At 66.9% G+C, this 16,509-nt stretch carries 9 protein-coding genes; 7 read left to right on the top strand and 2 right to left on the bottom strand.

Annotated features, from left to right (window positions below; genetic code table 11):
• The first annotated feature begins 47 nt into the window (after positions 1 to 47).
• The gene (locus QFZ52_RS10350; RefSeq protein ID WP_307497537.1) at positions 48 to 4,895 is read left to right on the top strand and encodes an NAD-glutamate dehydrogenase; all 4,848 of its coding nucleotides are present in this window, start codon (positions 48 to 50) and stop codon (positions 4,893 to 4,895) included.
• Positions 4,896 to 4,910: 15 nt separating this feature from the next.
• Positions 4,911 to 6,413, top strand: a complete 1,503-nt coding sequence (locus QFZ52_RS10345; RefSeq protein ID WP_307497535.1) for a sensor histidine kinase — start codon at positions 4,911 to 4,913, stop codon at positions 6,411 to 6,413.
• A gap of 190 nt (positions 6,414 to 6,603) precedes the next feature.
• Here the strand turns inward: QFZ52_RS10345 and QFZ52_RS10340 are convergent, their stop codons facing one another.
• Positions 6,604 to 6,852 carry a WhiB family transcriptional regulator gene (locus tag QFZ52_RS10340; RefSeq protein WP_066211085.1) on the bottom strand — a complete coding sequence of 83 codons (249 nt, stop codon included), beginning with the start codon at positions 6,850 to 6,852 and terminating at the stop codon, positions 6,604 to 6,606.
• 284 nt (positions 6,853 to 7,136) lie between these two features.
• Here QFZ52_RS10340 and QFZ52_RS10335 point away from each other — a divergent pair, with 284 nt between their 5' ends.
• The gene (locus tag QFZ52_RS10335) at positions 7,137 to 7,622 is read left to right on the top strand and encodes a hypothetical protein (protein ID WP_307497533.1); all 486 of its coding nucleotides are present in this window, start codon (positions 7,137 to 7,139) and stop codon (positions 7,620 to 7,622) included.
• Here the strand turns inward: QFZ52_RS10335 and QFZ52_RS10330 are convergent.
• The gene (locus QFZ52_RS10330) at positions 7,610 to 11,494 is read right to left on the bottom strand and encodes an FtsK/SpoIIIE domain-containing protein (protein ID WP_307497530.1); all 3,885 of its coding nucleotides are present in this window, start codon (positions 11,492 to 11,494) and stop codon (positions 7,610 to 7,612) included. The genes QFZ52_RS10335 and QFZ52_RS10330 overlap by 13 nt on opposite strands.
• Before the next feature lie 166 nt (positions 11,495 to 11,660).
• Here QFZ52_RS10330 and glf point away from each other — a divergent pair, with 166 nt between their 5' ends.
• Genes glf through QFZ52_RS10310 form a run of 4 tightly spaced genes read left to right on the top strand, consistent with a single transcriptional unit; the run spans position 11,661 to position 16,503 of the window.
• Positions 11,661 to 12,848: a UDP-galactopyranose mutase gene (gene glf, locus QFZ52_RS10325; RefSeq protein ID WP_307497529.1), complete on the top strand. Its 1,188-nt coding sequence runs from the start codon at positions 11,661 to 11,663 to the stop codon at positions 12,846 to 12,848.
• Positions 12,845 to 14,887 carry a glycosyltransferase gene (locus tag QFZ52_RS10320; RefSeq protein WP_307497527.1) on the top strand — a complete coding sequence of 681 codons (2,043 nt, stop codon included), beginning with the start codon at positions 12,845 to 12,847 and terminating at the stop codon, positions 14,885 to 14,887. The genes glf and QFZ52_RS10320 overlap by 4 nt, the downstream gene beginning before the upstream one ends.
• Positions 14,884 to 15,753 carry an ABC transporter permease gene (locus tag QFZ52_RS10315; protein WP_307497526.1) on the top strand — a complete coding sequence of 290 codons (870 nt, stop codon included), beginning with the start codon at positions 14,884 to 14,886 and terminating at the stop codon, positions 15,751 to 15,753. Before QFZ52_RS10320 ends, QFZ52_RS10315 begins: the two co-directional genes overlap by 4 nt.
• Positions 15,754 to 16,503 (top strand): ABC transporter ATP-binding protein, encoded by a 750-nt coding sequence (locus QFZ52_RS10310; RefSeq protein WP_307497525.1) that lies wholly within the window; start codon positions 15,754 to 15,756, stop codon positions 16,501 to 16,503.
• Positions 16,504 to 16,509 lie beyond the last annotated feature (6 nt).

Genomic DNA, 16,509 nt, shown 5'->3' with positions numbered 1-16,509 from the left:
TCTCCCTGGAGGCGTGCAACGTGTCGCTGGCAGACAGCAATCCGACGATGACCAAGGAAACGGTCGACACTTTCCTGGACAACTACTACCAGCACCTCGCTCCCGAGGATCGGGCGCGCTACGACGCGGACGTGCTCCGCGAGCGTGCGCTGGCCCACCACGGGCTCGGGAGCCGCCGCTCCCCGGAGCAGGCCCTGGTGGAAGTCCGGACCGAACCCGGATGCAGCGTCGTCCTGATCGTCACGGATGACATGCCGTTCCTGGTCGACTCCGTCGTCGCTGAGCTGGTCCGCCAGCACCGCGCCATCCGCCTCGTGGTGCACCCGATGCTCGTCGTGCAGCGCGACTCCGAGACCCACGACGCCGGCAAGATCTCCCAGGTCCCCGCACACGTGGGCCAGACCAGCGGTGACACCGCCGCCATCCCCTCGCTCGCCTCGTTCGTCGCCGCGGAAGGTTCCACCACGCGCCTCGAGTCGTGGATCGCCGTCGAGATCGACAGGGCTGACGAGGAGGAAGCCGCGGAGCTCGTGACCGGACTCGAGAAGGTCCTTCACGACGTCCGCACCGCCGTCGAAGACTGGCAGAAGATGCGTGACAAGGCCTCCGAGGTCGCCGATGAGCTGGGCCAGCTTCCCGCCGACGCCGGTATCCAGGATGTCGCCGGCGCCCAGGCGCTGCTGCGCTGGATGGAGGATGACAACTTCACCTTCCTCGGCTACCGCGAGTACGACCTCCTGGACGTCAACGGCGAGGACGTCCTGGAAGCTCACGAAGAGGGCGGTCTCGGCCTCATGCGGAGCCTCGGCGATTCCCCGAAGATCCAGCACCTGACGGATTCCGGCCGGCCGAAGGCCCGCGAGAAGCGCGCTCTGGTGATCACCAAGGCGAACTCGCGGTCCACCGTGCACCGCGCCGCGTACCTCGACTACATCGGCATCAAGAGTTTCGACGCTGCAGGCAACGTGACCGGAGAGCGCCGTTTCATCGGGCTCTTCTCCACCAACGCGTACACGGGCTCCGTGCGGACGATCCCGATCATCAAGGACAAGGTGCGCGCCGTCCTCGAAGCCTCCGGGTTCCCCACGGAGTCGCATTCGGGCAAGGATCTCCTCGGCATCATGGAGACCTACCCCCGCGACGAGCTGTTCCAGATGGACGTGCCGGAACTCGTCGCCACGACTCAGGCCATCATGCTGCTGCAGGAGCGCCGCCGTACGCGCCTCTTCCTCCGCCCCGACATCTACGGGCGGTTCATGTCCGCGGTGGTCTTCATTCCGCGTGATCGGTACACGACGTCCGTGCGCCTGCGCCTCCAGGACGAGCTGACCCGCACGTTCGACGCGGTCTCCATCGACTTCGAGGCCCGGATGAGCGAGTCCGCCCTCGCCCGCGTGTTCTTCCGGATCCGGCTGCCGAAGGGCGCCGATCTGAGTGCGTTCGACACCGATGGCCTTGAAGAGCGCCTGGTGCGCGCCGCCCGTTCCTGGTCCGAGGGACTGGGCGAGGTCCTCGGCGAGAACTACCCGGAGGCGACTGCGGAACGCCTGGCCTCCCAGTGGAGCGACGCCTTCCCGGCCAGCTACCGCGTGGATTACGAGGTGGAGGATGCCCTGCTGGACATCCGGCGCTTCGAGGACTGCCTCGCCCACGCGGCGGCGCAGGGCGGCGAGAAGGCGGTCGAACAGCAGATCCAGCTGCACGCGTACCTCCCGGAAGGCGCCGGCGAGGTCCTCGAGGAGGACGCCCGCGTCAAGATCTACCTGCTTGCTCCGCGAAGCCTCAGCAAGATCCTGCCGGTCTTCCACAACCTGGGTCTCGAGGTGCTCGATGAGCGTCCGTTCGAGATCGAGACCAAGGACGGTCGGGACTTCTTCCTCTACGACCTCGGCCTGAAGTACCCCGCCGGCACCGATCCGCTGGCCAGCAGCACCCTGCTCGCCGAATCGTTCTCCGCGGCGCTGAACGGCACCATCGAATCCGACCGCTTCGACCGCCTGGTGCTCGCCGAAGGCATGACCTGGCGTCAGGTCCTGATCCTCCGCAGCTACGCCAAGTACATGCGGCAGATGGGCAACACCAACTCGTACGGCTTCATCGCGGACACGCTGCTGGCCAACGCAGAAGTCACGCGCGGCCTGGTGGCCCTGTTCGAGGCCCGTTTCGATCCTGCCCTGCCCACCGCCGGCGGCGAGCTCGACGACGACGGCCGCGCCGCCGCCGTCGAGCAGGCTCACGCTGCGCTGGAGGAGGCCATGGCCGGGGTCGCGACGCTGGACGCCGACCGCGTGCTGCGGACGTTCATCAACCTCATCGATCAGACGCTCCGGACCAACTACTACCAGGGCAAGGAGTACCTCAGCTTCAAGCTCAACCCGGCCGGCATCGAAGGTCTTCCGTTCCCGCGGCCCGCGTTCGAGATCTGGGTCTACTCGCCCCGGGTCGAGGGTGTCCACCTGCGCTTCGGCGCCGTGGCCCGTGGTGGTCTGCGCTGGTCCGACCGCCGTGAGGACTTCCGGACCGAGATCCTCGGCCTCGTGAAGGCCCAGATGGTCAAGAACGCCGTGATCGTCCCGACGGGCGCCAAGGGCGGCTTCTTCGCCAAGCAGCTCCCGGACCCGTCGGTGGATCGCTCCGCCTGGATGGCCGAGGGCATCGAAAGCTACAAGACCTTCATCCGCGGTCTGCTGGACATCACGGACAATCTCGTGACCGACGCCAACGGTGAGCACGTGGTGGCCCCGCGCGACGTCGTCCGCCACGATGCGGATGACAGCTACCTGGTGGTGGCCGCCGACAAGGGCACCGCGTCCTTCTCCGACATCGCCAACGCCATCTCGGCCGAATACGGTTTCTGGCTGGGCGACGCCTTCGCCTCCGGCGGTTCCGTGGGCTACGACCACAAGGCCATGGCCATCACCGCCCGCGGTGCGTGGGAGTCCGTGAAGAGGCACTTCTCCGAGCTGGACCTCGACACGCAGAATGAGGACTTCACCGTGGTCGGCGTCGGCGACATGTCCGGCGACGTGTTCGGCAACGGCATGCTCCTGTCCGAGCACATCCGGCTGCTGGCCGCGTTCGACCACCGGCACATCTTCCTGGACCCCCAGCCGGATGCCGCGTCCTCCTTCGCGGAGCGCAAGCGTCTGTTCGAGCTGCCGCGTTCCTCGTGGGACGACTACAACCGGGATCTGATCAGTGCCGGGGGCGGGGTGTTCCCGCGTTCCGCGAAGTCGATCCCGATCTCGCCCCAGGTCCGCGCGGCTCTGGGCCTGCCCGAGGGCACCGAGTCCATGAGCCCGCCTGAGCTCCTCAAGGCGATCCTCCTGGCACCGGCCGACCTCCTCTACAACGGCGGCATCGGGACCTACGTCAAGGCCAGCACCGAGAGCCACGCCGAGGTGGGCGACAAGGCGAACGACGGCATCCGCGTCGACGGGCGCGACCTGCGCGTCAAGGTCGTCGGTGAGGGCGGAAACCTGGGCATGACCCAGCGCGGCCGGATCGAGGCGGCCCTGCAGGGCGTCATCCTCAACACGGACGCCATCGACAACTCCGCCGGCGTCGACTGCTCCGATCACGAGGTCAACATCAAGATCTTCATCGATCGCATGGTGTCGGCGGGCAAGCTCGATCCAGCGGAACGCGCCGCGTTCCTGGCGTCCATGACGGACGAGGTCGGCGAGCTGGTGCTTGAGGACAACATCGAGCAGAACATCCTGCTGCTCAACGACCGCACGCGGGTCGCCGAGTGGAGCCCGAGCTACGAGCGCCTCATGGACTGGCTGGACGTGAAGGCCGATCTGAACCGCGAGCTGGAGGCCCTGCCGTCCACCGAGGTGCTGCGCCAGCGTCTGGCACAGGGTCAGGGCCTCACCTCTCCGGAGCTGTCGGTCCTCGCCGCCTACGCCAAGATCGAACTGGCCGACGCTCTGCGCGACAGTGACCTCGCGGACGATCCGTGGTTCGGTTCGACGCTGCGGGCGTACTTCCCGAAGGCTCTGGCGGAGCGTTTCGACGCCGAGCTGGACAGCCACCCGCTGCGCCGCGAGATCATCGCCACGGTGGTCGCCAACGAGATGATCAACGTCGGCGGCATCACGTTCGCGTTCCGCGCCATCGAGGAGACCTCGGCCACCGAGTCGGCCGTGGCGAAGGCGTTCATCGCCCTCCGGGAGATCTACAAGCTCCCGGAGATGCTGAACGCGCTGAACAGCCTGCCGGCGTCGTTCCCCACCGCGCACTGGACCACGGTGCACCTGGACATCCGTCGTCTTCTCGACCGTGCGGTGCGCTGGCTCGTGGCCGACGGCGCGACCAGCGCTCCGGTGGCGGACATCGTGGCGGACTTCGGTCCCAAGGTCGCCGCCCTGCGCGGCCGCCTCGCGGATTACCTCCGTGGCGAGGACCTGGTGCGCTTCGAGGCCTGGCGGACCCGCGCCAGCTCCTGGGGTCTGCCGGACGAACTCGGCATCCGGTGGGCGGAACTCTTCGAGAGCTTCCCGCTGCTGGAGATGGCCAGGATCTCCCGTCAGACCGGCGAGAACATGGACGATGTGGCACGCGTGTACTACACGGTGTTCGACCGCTTCCACGTGGACTCCCTGCTGGAACGCATCAGCGCGCTTCCCCGGGATGACCGCTGGCAGGCCTTGGCCCGTGCCGCGCTGCGCGACGACCTCTACTCGACGGTCGCCGACATGACCATGTCGGTGCTCGGCGTCAGCCAGGGGGAGACCGCGGCCGACGACCGTTTGGCGCAGTGGGAGGACCGGAACGCCGAGCAGCTGATGCGGGCGCGGAACATGTTCGAAGAGGTCAACTCGCTCGAGAAGGACGACATGGCGTCTCTCTCGGTAGCATTGAGGCTCTTGCGTTCCATCGTCCGGCACTGATCGAGGAGACTCCCCGTGGCCATATTCACTGATCCCATCAAGGAACATGCTGATTTCGGCCCCGGGGACGCGGAGTGGCTCCATCTGCTGGTCGGTGACTGGCAGATGGTGGCCGACCTCGCCTTCGCCGACCTCGCCTTGTGGTTCCCGGATCCCGAGCTGGGATTCGTGGCTCTCGCTCACGTGAGGCCGTCCACGAGTCATACCGTGTTCCACACGGACTTCGTCGGCGAAGGCATCCGCTCGGATCTTCAGCCACTCGTGGAGCGGGCATGGAAGTCCCGCCACATCGAGCGGTCTTCCGAAGCGGCCTGGAGCAACGGCGACTCGGCGCTCCGGGTGGAGGCGATCCCCATGGTCCGCAATGGCCGGACGCTGGCGGTGGTCACCTCTCACCTGGACCTGTCGAGTTCCCGGATGCCGTCCCGGCTGGAACTCACGTACCGGCAGTGCGCCTATGACCTGCTCAAGATGGGCACGCAGGGTCTCTGGCCGGACTTCGCCTCTCCGACGGGGTCGCGTCGTGGCGCGCCCCGTGTGGGAGACGGTCTCATCCGGCTGGATGCCGATGGCATCGTGCAGTACGCCAGCCCCAACGGGGTGTCCGCCTTCCGCCGGCTCGGTGACATCGAGTCGCTGGAGGGACGCTCTCTGGCGGAGGTCACGGCGGGCCTCATCAAGGACCGGCGTCTGGCGGATGAAACCCTTCCGCTCGTCGTCACGGGCCGCATGCCGTTGCGTTCCGAGATCGAGTCCCGGGGCGTTTCGCTGACGCTGCGGGCGATCCCTCTGCGGGACGGCACCCATCGATTCGGAGCGCTTGTCCTATGCCGCGACGTCTCCGAGCTCCGCCGTCGCGAACAAGAGCTGGTCAGCAAGGACGCGACCATCCGGGAGATCCATCACCGGGTGAAGAACAATCTCCAGACCGTGGCGGCGCTGCTGCGGATGCAGTCGCGCCGCATGGTGAGCGAGGAGGCCCGGCAGGGGCTGGAACAGGCCATGCGCCGGGTGGCGACGATCGCCCGTGTGCACGAAACCCTGTCGCAGGGCCTGTCGCAGGTGGTGGATTTCGACGAGCTCATCAGCCCGCAATTCCGGCTGTCGGCGGAGGTCGCCTCCCCGGCGCAGAAGGTGAGCACCGAACTCACCGGGGAATTCGGCAAACTGCCGAGTGACCTCGCGACGCCGCTCGCCCTGGTCATCAACGAGCTGATCACCAACGCGGTCGAACACGGCCTGCAGGACCGGGCAGGCACGGTCTGGCTCGACGCGCAGCGAAGCGTCACCGAAGCGGGTGAGCGTCAGCTCACCGTCACGATTTCCGACGACGGTGTGGGGCTGCCTCCGGAGGCCGATCCCGCGGCCGGGCCGGGCGCCCTCGGCGGCACCGGCGGGGGCCTCGGCCTTCAAATCGTCCGGACACTCATCACGTCAGAGCTTCGCGGCACGATCCGCTGGCTGTCCCGTGACGGTGGAGGAACCGTCGTCCGTCTGGTGGTCCCGCTCGACGCCTGAGGCCGTCGGATCCGCACGGGGCTGTCCCGGAGAGGCCGCGGCAATTACCGTGGGCGCCACAGTCCGGCGGCGTCGACTTCCAGTAGCCCAGTCCGCAAGGAGCACGACAACGCAGTGGCGGGCCGGAACCCTCAGGTTCCGGCCCGCCACTGCGTTGTACTGCTTGGACGTTCGACTGCTTCGTTGCCCCTTAGGAGGCGCGGCGAGCCCTCGCGGCGCGGCGCTTGAGGGCGCGGCGCTCGTCTTCGCTCATGCCACCCCAGACACCGGCATCCTGGCCGGATTCGAGTGCCCACTGCAGGCAGGTGTCCACCACGGGGCACCGGCGGCAGACGCTCTTGGCTTCTTCAATCTGGAGAAGCGCTGGGCCCGTGTTGCCGACAGGGAAGAAAAGCTCGGGGTCCTTGTCCAGGCAGGCGGCACGGCTACGCCAATCCATGCGATCACTCACTCCAAATCTGTGTTTCAGGCTTTGTGAAAAATTTCACTTGGCCCTTCATAGGAAAGGGGCCATTTCTGGCCCCGCGACTCTATTAACAAGCGTGTCACGTTAACGCGGAGCAAACAAGGGGTGAAAGCCGTCAAATCGCCGGAAAACATGAGTGGTGCATCACATCCCCGGCTCAGTGATGTCCCGAATTTGACTATGTCCGGTAGGGTGCGACTGTGTCAAGGGTCCCGCCATAGGGCGCCCGTCCCAGCCGTGTGGCTGAAAGAGAAAGCATGCCGATGAATTCCCCTCAGACCGGTGCCCCCCTGTCCCGGCCACTCTCGGTGACGGTGGTCTCCCTGGTCGCCTTGGTGGAAGGCCTGGTCCTCCTGGTGGTCGCCGGGATCTACGTGGTCAACCTCCTCGCCGGCACTCCCGTCCTCACCTTCGCGGGCGCCGTCTTCCTCGCGGTGTTGTTCGCGGCGCTCGGGCTGGGTCTCATGGCGATCGGACATTTCCTCTTCCGCGGCTATCGGTGGCCTCGATCCGGCGCCTTGGTGGCGCAGCTGTTCATCCTCGCGATCGGAATTCCCACGCTTCAGGCCGGTCTGATCTGGCAGGGTCTCCTCATCATCATTCCCGCTGCCGTTTCCGCCGTGCTTATTTTCGATCCGAGGGCGGTCGCCTACGGCCGATGGAGCACGCAGGCCGCCGACGAAGACGAGACCAGCGCCGAGCAGGGCGCGGCCGACGGACCTTCTGAAGGTCAGCCGAAGTAGTTCCACTGGCTGTCCGGTGAGGCGGCGTCCGCCGAGGCTCCACCCTCGGACCGGCCGCCCTCCGACCTGGTGGTTCGGGACCGGAGCCGCTGGGCCTCGGCATTCGGAGCAGGGCGCCACGCCTCCGGCGTCGAGGCCCTGGCGGACACCGGCTCTGCCACCTGCAGACCTCCACCGAAGCGCGAACTCCTCAGCAGCACGCGCGACGACGACGGCTCGAGCCGAGCAAGCGCCGCGGACAGCCGGAGGTCCTCCTCGGCCCGGGCCGAGGACAGATAGATCGAGTGGCAGACAGTTCCCACGGCGCGGGACGACGCCAGACCCTCATTGCCGCCGACGAGAACGCGGACCCCACCGACCCCGTCACTGCGCAGCAGGTCCAGGAGTTCTCCCTCCAGCCCGTAATGCTCCGAGGACCTGATCGCCGCGAGAGTCGATTCCCAGGACTCGATGTAGAGGAACACCTCTCGGTCGGGATCCTGCCGGCCCTCCCGCAACTCGCAGAACAGCCGGGCGATGTCAGCGGTGTTCTGAGCCGGGATGATCCGGGGGCCAGGAGCCGTCTCCGGCGGGCTCGCGGACGAGAGCCGGCCGGTCGCCGGAGCGACTGAAGAGTTCACCCTTCCGTGAGGCGGTGGGTCGGTTCCAGGCCAGGTCGCCTGCACGGTGATCGCGACGAATAGAGGAGCGCGACTGTCGGCGGCGGTGGCGAAGAGAGCAGAGGCCAACGCGTTCCTGTCGCGTGGGGCTCCCAGCACCGCGACGGATTCCCCGCGCGCCCACCGTAGGACGTCCAGGCGCTGGTGTTCGGGCCGGTCGACCAGAGCGAGCGGTGGATCATCGTCTGCCTGAACGGGTGCGAAATCCGGGAGCCTGGCCGGATCGAACCGTCGGGGCAGGGGTGGCGCGAGAACTCTCCGCGGCCGCGGCCCCACGCCCGGCTCCATTCCCAGTGCATGACCCGGGCGCCCGTCACGAGGAGCCCCGCCATCGTGTTCCGCGATCCACGCTTCCCAGGCGGAGGACACCTCATTGCACCACGACGTGAGGTGAGTGCCGGGGTCGTCCGCCTCGCGGAATGCCGTCTCGTTCGACGGCTCCTGATCGCCCCACACGCTCACCCGGACGTCGTCGTCGGCGACAAGAGGTGTCGAGGAAGCGTCGGCCACTTGGATCAGTGTCCTGGTGGCTCCCTTCGCCAGCACGGCACGGCCGGGCAGCTCCAAGGGGATCCCTGCGGCCTGGGATGTGCCGATCACGTCCAGGGAGTCGAGTTCCGATTGCACCCTCAGGGCGATGCTCGTACCCAGGTTGGCCCGGATGTCGGCACTGACGGCACCCTGAGGCCGCTGGGTCGCAAGGACCAGGTGCAGTCCCAGCGACCGACCGATACTGGCCAGCCTGATGAGTTCGCGCAGACTGTCCGGCGCGTGATCCATCATCATCCGGAATTCGTCGATGATGAGGCAGACGCGGGGGAGCGGAGACTCGTGTGGCCGTCGTACCTTCCGATAGCCCGCCCAATCCGCGACTCTGAGTTCGCGGAACCGCTGTTCCCGGTGGAGGATCTCGGCCCGTAGGGAGGCGAGAGCCCGGTCCAGTTCGGCCGGCCCGAGATCGGTCACCAGTCCATGGACGTGCGGCAGGCCACCCAACCCGTCGAAGGCCGCTCCTCCTTTGAAATCGACCAGGACGAAACCCAGCTCCGACGGGGCCAGGTGGCTCGCGGCGGAGAGGACCATCGTGCGGAGAAGTTCCGACTTGCCGGCTCCTGTCGTGCCGGCCACGAGGAAGTGCGGGCCGTCGTGCACCAGATCGAGCATGGCCGGTCCCTCCTGCCCGACGCCCAGAGGGAAGGTGAAGGCACCCGCCGCGCACATGGAGTGCCAGGCCTCCAAGATCGCTGGGGTGGACGTGGGGGAGAGGCCGCCAAGGGGCACGGTGTCAGGGATGGCCGTGCGTTTCTCGGAGAATCCGCTGCCCGTGACGAAAGGGTGCAGATCGCGGAATCTCCGGCAGAACCGGTCCAGGACTTCCGGCGAGACGAGATCGGGGATGAAGGTTCGGGCAGGCAGTTTCGTGGTGGCACGTGGTCGTCCCGCGGGAGGGTTCGTGTGGCCGGGGAGCACCGTGCCCAGAGTGCGGTCGATTCTCACCACCGAAAGTCCGTGAGGCCCGCGGTGAACCGAGGCGCCGGCGCCGGGCGATTCCTGGAACAGCACCGTCAGTGACCCCTGGGCGCTCCATTCCCTCGGACCACCGGGAGCCGGCACGGCGGGCGCGCCGACCACGACCAGGCGGGCCGGCGCCGAAGCCGCCGGGTGCTGGGACAGGGTGTGAAGAGGCGTCGTCCCTTGTGAGAAGGCCTCCGCCCAGCTTTTGACCCAGCGGATGCCGGGCAGGAACCGCAGTGAGGCGGGCATGACCCGGTCAGGGTCGACCAGGATCACGCTCGGCCGGCGTCCGCCTGGTCTCCGGAGAAGGTGGACCAGGAGCCCGCAGACGAACTCCTTGTACTCGGGAGATTCGGCCACCACCTTCAGTCCGGGGTCGACCCGGACGAGGATCGGGGCATCGTGATGAAGGAGGGGCGGAAATCCTGGAACAGCGCCCGTGAGGTCGCGCATCGTCCGGGAGCCGGGGTATCCGCCGTGGAGGCGCGCTCGCAGACGGCTGTGGGAACGGAATCGTGCTTCCCTCCACCGCCCGCGCGTTTCCTGGTCCCCAGCTCGGAACGCTTCAGTTCGGTCTCGGGACCGTCGGGGGCTCCCGGCGTCGGAGGTCCGGATCGCCCGGGCGATGAGCGGAGTCTCCGCATGGCAGACGATGTTGGCCGGTGCCTCCCCGGTGCCGAGCCTCAGCCACAGGCCGTCGTCGGAGGCCGGTTCGCCACCCTCCGGAAGGGTGCGTCCCGGTCCCGCCGGGGGTGAGCCGCAGTGCGTCGCGGTGGAGGCGGCCTGTGCGAGGAGCAGTATCCCCAGCGGAGGGAATCCGGTCTCCAGGCGCTCGCGGTCCTCGGCCATCGCTTCCTCGAGCCGGACCTGGAAGGTCCGGCTCGCGCGGGTGCCGGCGATCGCGGGGAAGACGAAAGGCGCCGAGGACAGCAGGGACAGCAGCGCGAACTGCCAGGTCCCGGAACTCCATGCCAGGGCCATCCCACCCAGCAGGGGACCGGCCGCCAGGAGCAGGGTCATCGCTCTGCCGTGTTCCTTCTGCGGCGCCGTGATCTCATGAGGTGTTCCGGGTGGCGCACCGAGCGAACTCAGGTCCGTTTCCCATAGTGCGGTCGGGCGGAGGACGAACTCGGTGGCCCCGCATCTGATGGTGCTTTCCGTCGAAACGGCCGAGGTGCCGCGGAGGTCCACGCCATCCACGATGGTCCCGTGCAGACTGCCCCGGTCGGTCCACCGGATGGCTTCAGGCGACACGGACAGAACCGCATGGTCCCGCGACAGGCTCGGATCGGTGAGACCGAGGGCAGGGGCGCCCCGTCCGAGGTGATGCTCACCACGTCGGAGAGGAAGAGCGGCCCCCGCGTCCGGGCCGGACAGCACGACCAGTTCGAGATGCGCCGCGGGCTCGCCGGACCGGCCGGATCCGAGCGTGTTCCCGAGCGAGGGACCCAGGATGACGCACCCGGTCACGAGGGGTTCCGTGCCGGGGGTGAGCGAGAGCAGGGGCCTGCCCGCGACGGTGTACGGGCCTGGGCCGTAGCGGCTCTCGAGGGCGGCGGAGAGGTGGGTTCCCTCCGCCGCCGGCCCGCAGTCGACGGTGAGTTCCACGGACCGCGGGCCGAGGACGGAAGGCGCCTCCGCGCCGTCGGGCGCTACCAGTGTGCACTCGGGAATCACCGGTGACCGGAGAGGTTTCATGACGTGAAGACTAGGGAGCGGATGCCCTGGAATGACCCCGTCGGTCTCGCTATGTGGACAAACCGGCCCTCCGGCCTGTGGGCACAAACTCGGGTACCCTAGTTCAGCAGGCGCATGCTCCTCCATGCATGGCCGCCGGTCCGCCCCGAGTAGTTCAGGAGAATTGGTGAACGCTGATCTGGTTGTTGTCGGTTCAGGCTTTTTTGGTCTGACCATTGCGGAACGGGCTGCGCGTGAGCTGGGCCTGAATGTCGTGGTCCTGGACAAGCGTCATCACATCGGTGGCAACGCGTACAGCGAGACCGAACCCCAGACGGGAATCGAGGTGCACCGCTACGGCGCCCACCTCTTCCACACCTCAAACGAGAAGGTCTGGGAGTACGTCAACCGCTTCACCACGTTCACGAACTACGTGCACAAGGTCTACGGCGTTCACAAGGGCGAGGTCTACTCCCTGCCCATCAACCTCGCCACGATCAACCAGTTCTTCCGGGCCAACATGACCCCGGGCGAGGCCAAGGCCCTGATTCAGGAGCAGGCCGGCGAACTGGCAGGCACGGACCCCCAGAACCTCAATGACAAGGGCATCCAGCTCATCGGACGTCCGCTGTACGAGGCGTTCATCAAGCACTACACAGGCAAGCAGTGGCAGACGGATCCCAAGGACCTGCCGGCCAGCATCATCTCCCGACTCCCGGTGCGCTACAACTACGACAACCGGTACTTCAACGACAAGTACGAGGGTCTGCCCACCAACGGATACACCGCGTGGATCGAGAAGATGGCGGAGCACCCGAACATCGAGGTCCGGCTGAACACCGACTTCTTCGACGATTCGCACGAGTACTCCAAGTCCAAGGTCGTCGGCAAGATCCCCGTGGTCTACACCGGTCCCGTGGACCGCTACTTCGACTACGTCGAGGGCGACCTCTCCTGGCGCACGATCGACTTCGAAGAGGAAGTCCTGCCGATGGGCGACTTCCAGGGCACGAGCGTGGTGAACTACAACGACGAGGACGTCGCCTTCACCCGCATCATCGAGCCCCGCCACTTCCACCCGGAGCGCGGCTACCAGGAGGAGAAGACCATCGTCATGCGCGAATTCTCGCGCTTCGCCGAGAAGGGCGACGAGCCCTACTACCCGATCAACACCCCCGAGGACCGCGAGAAGCTCCTCAAGTACCGCGATCTCGCCGCCGCCGAGGACATGGTCCTGTTCGGCGGCCGCCTCGGCACCTACAAGTACCTGGACATGCACATGGCCATCGGCTCGGCGCTCTCCATGTTCGAGAACAAGATCCGTCCCGCCTTCGCGGACGGGGCGAAGATGGAAAGCGGTGGGGTGGACGCATGAGCAAGGGAGTCCTTCCCGGGCAGACCGGTGTGGATGACGCTTCCGGATGGGTCACCCTCCAGCGGGTCATCTTCCCGGAGCATTCGGAGATGGACACCGCCCCGCTTTATGTGGACATGGGCACCGCCGCAGGCATGCCCGCGCCGAGCGAGCAGGAGGCCCGGCGGCAGGGCCGCCGCCCGGTGCGCCTGAGCTCTCAGGCCCGTGAAGCACACGCCGAGGATTTCACCGGACGCTGCTCCACCAGGGTCCGCCCGGGTGAGCGTGTGTCCTTCGGCAGCTACTTCAACGCCTTCGCGGCCGGGTACTGGCGGAAGTGGACCACTCTCAGCAAGATCCGCCTCAGTGTGAGCACCCGCGGTGAAGGCACGATCGTGGTCTTCCGCTCCAACGCCAAGGGCGCACTTCTGCAGCAGAAGAGCATCCCGGTGACGGGCGATCAGACCTCCGTGGTGGACCTCGACCTTCTGCCGTTCGGCGACGGCGGCTGGTACTGGTTCGACCTGGTGGCCGGCCGCGGCGAGCTCTTCCTGGAGTCGGCCGAATGGCAGGCGCCGGGCCCCGCCCCGGAGCGTGCCACGGTGACGCTCGAGATCACGACGCTGAACAAGACGTCCTACTGCCTGAACAACCTCCGGCTCCTGGCGGACCACCCCGAGTGCCTCGAGCAGGTCACCGAGGTCCTGATCGTGGATCAGGGCACCGACAAACTCGTGGAGGCCGCAGGGTTCGACGACGTTGCGAGCCGTCTCGAAGGCAAGCTCCGGATCATCGAGCAGTCCAATCTGGGCGGTTCGGGAGGGTTCTCCCGCGGCATGTTCGAGGCCTGCGAGAACGGCAGCGACTACGTGCTGCTCATGGACGACGACGTCGTGATCGAGCCGGAGAGCATCACGCGCCTCCTGACGTTCGCGGCCTACTGCCGCAAGCCCACGCTCGTGGGCGGACACATGTTCGATCTGCACCACCGGACCGCCCTGCACACGCTCGGCGAGATCGTGAACCCTCACCGGATCCAGCCGGACCAGCCCTACGGGGAGATGGAACTCGGCCACGACTTCCTCACGTCCAATCTGCGGCAGACGCCGTGGATGCACCGGCGGGTCGACGTCGACTACAACGGCTGGTGGATGTGCCTCATCCCGACGTCGGTGATCCGCGAGATCGGCCTGGCACTGCCGATCTTCATCAAGTGGGACGACGTCGAGTTCGGCCTGCGGGCCAAGGCGAAGGGGTACCAGACGGTCAGCCTTCCCGGCGCGGCCGTGTGGCACATCTCGTGGGGTGACAAGGACGATCTGGTCGGCTGGCAGGCCTACTTCCACAACCGCAACCGGCTCATGGTCGCCCTGCTCTACAGTCCCTTCGCCCGCGGCGGGCGTGCCCTGGTGGGCGCGTTGTTCGCCGACATCAAGCACACCCTCTCCATGCAGTACGCCACGTCCCAGGGACGTGTCTGGGCCATGCAGGACCTGCTCAAGGGGCCCCGTGAACTGCACGGCACGCTGAGCACCACGCTGCCGCGCATCCGGACGATGCTCGCATCCCACAGCGACACCGTGTACAAGAGCGACCCCGAAGCGTTCCCGACCGCTCAGAAGGAGCAGAGCCTCGGAGGAAGTGCCGCGGTGTCCAGCCGCCCGTCGCTGAAGACGATGCTCCCGTGGGGTCTGAAAACCCTCCGGAAGCAGCTGTTCACGGACGTCTCGGACCGGGACCGCGCCGTGCCTCAGACGCGGATCGCCCACCAGGACAACAAATGGTGGACGGTGTCGCAGTTCGATTCGGCCATCGTGACCAATGCCGACGGCACGGGGGCGTCCTGGTACGTCCGCGACCCCCGGCTGGCGAAGTCCCTCCTGATGAACGCGGTCGGCAGCCTGGCACAGATCGTCCGGAACTGGGATGACCTCGCGGCACGGTACAAGGCCGCACTGCCGGAGCTGACCTCCCGCGAGAGCTGGGCGAAGACCTTCGCGGAGCACACCATCTCGGACACCCGTGAGAAGAGCTCCCAGGCGGTGGGGGAGCGAGCATGAGTTCGCTCCAGGACACCCCCCTGATCCGGCCTGGGATCGGGCACGGGCTCAAGGATGTCTTCCGGCAGAGGTATCTGCTCAAGCTGCTGGTGCAGAAGGAGATCAAGCTCCGGTACCGCGGCTCGGTGCTGGGCGTCCTGTGGTCCTACGTGAAGCCTGCGATCCAGTTCGTGGTGTTCTACGTCGCCATGGGTGTCTTCCTCGGGCAGAACCGCAACGTCGAGAACTACGCGGTGTACCTCTTCTCCGGCATCGTGATGATCAACTTCTTCACCGAAGCCCTCAACAACGCGGCCAGGTCGATCGTCTACAACAGCGGGCTGATCAAGAAGATCTTCCTGCCCCGCGAGCTGTTCCCGGTCGCCTCGGTCTTCGTCTCGGCGGCCCATTTCCTCCCGCAGCTCGTGGTGCTGCTGATCGGCTGTCTCCTCACAGGGTGGCGTCCCACGCTGCTCGGGCTGATGGCCGGCATCGCGGGATTCGTGGTGCTCGCCATGCTCTCCGTGGGGCTCGGTCTGTTCTTCAGTTCCGTCAACGTGTACTTCCGGGACTCGGAGAACTTCGTCGAGATGATGCTCATGGTCGCCACCTGGGCATCCCCGGTCATGTACCAGTGGAACATGGTGCACGACCGCCTCGGCGAGTTCTGGTTCGCGGTGTATCAGGCGAATCCGGTCACCGTGGGCGTCGAGCTCTTCCACTACGCCTTCTGGTCCACGACGACGGGGGGCTCGGCCACCCAGGCCGCCCCGCCGATGCTCTTCGAGCTGTGGCTCCCGGTGGCTCTCATCGTCTCGGCTGCGGTCCTGGCTCTCGGCCAGTTCACCTTCCGCAAGCTGGAAGTCAAGTTCGCGCAGGAGCTCTGAGTGTCCGAACAACCCCCCGTCACCGTCGAGATCAAGGGCATCAGCAAGCAGTTCGTCCTGCGGCACACGCGCTCGATCAAGGAAGCCCTCATCTGGTTCCTCAAGGGCCGCAAGGGTGATCTCTCCGCGAAGTTCCACGCCCTGCACGAGGTCAGCCTGGACATCCGCCAGGGCGAGACCGTCGCCCTCCTCGGATTCAACGGCTCCGGCAAGTCGACGCTGCTCAAGCACATCTCCGGCGTCATGACGCCGGATGAGGGGACCGTGCGCACCCGCGGACGCGTCGCCGGCCTCATCGAGGTCGGGGCCGGATTCCACCCTGATCTCTCCGGCCGCGACAACGTCTATCTCAACGCCGCCATCCTCGGGATGTCGGAGGCCCAGATCAAGGAGCGTTTCGACGCGATCGTCGACTTCGCCGAGATCGGCGAGTTCATCGACACCGAGGTCCGTTTCTACTCCTCGGGCATGTACCTGCGCCTGGCGTTCTCCGTGGCGGTCCACACCGATCCGGAGGTCTTCCTGGTCGACGAGATCCTCGCTGTGGGAGATGAGCCGTTCCAGCGCAAGTGCCTCGCGAAGATCCAGGAACTCGCCGACGAGGGCAAGACCCTCGTGGTGGTCAGCCATGACCTGGACCTCGTGCAGCGGGTCTGCGACCGGGGAGTCCTCCTGGAGCACGGCCGCGTCATCAAGGACGGGCCCAGCCACGAGGTCGTGGAGTTCCTGCGCTCCCGAGAGAGCGCGTGATCGCCC

The organism is Arthrobacter woluwensis, from assembly GCF_030816155.1.
Taxonomy (GTDB): domain Bacteria; phylum Actinomycetota; class Actinomycetes; order Actinomycetales; family Micrococcaceae; genus Arthrobacter_E; species Arthrobacter_E woluwensis_A.
This window is presented reverse-complemented; position numbering and strand designations above follow the sequence as displayed.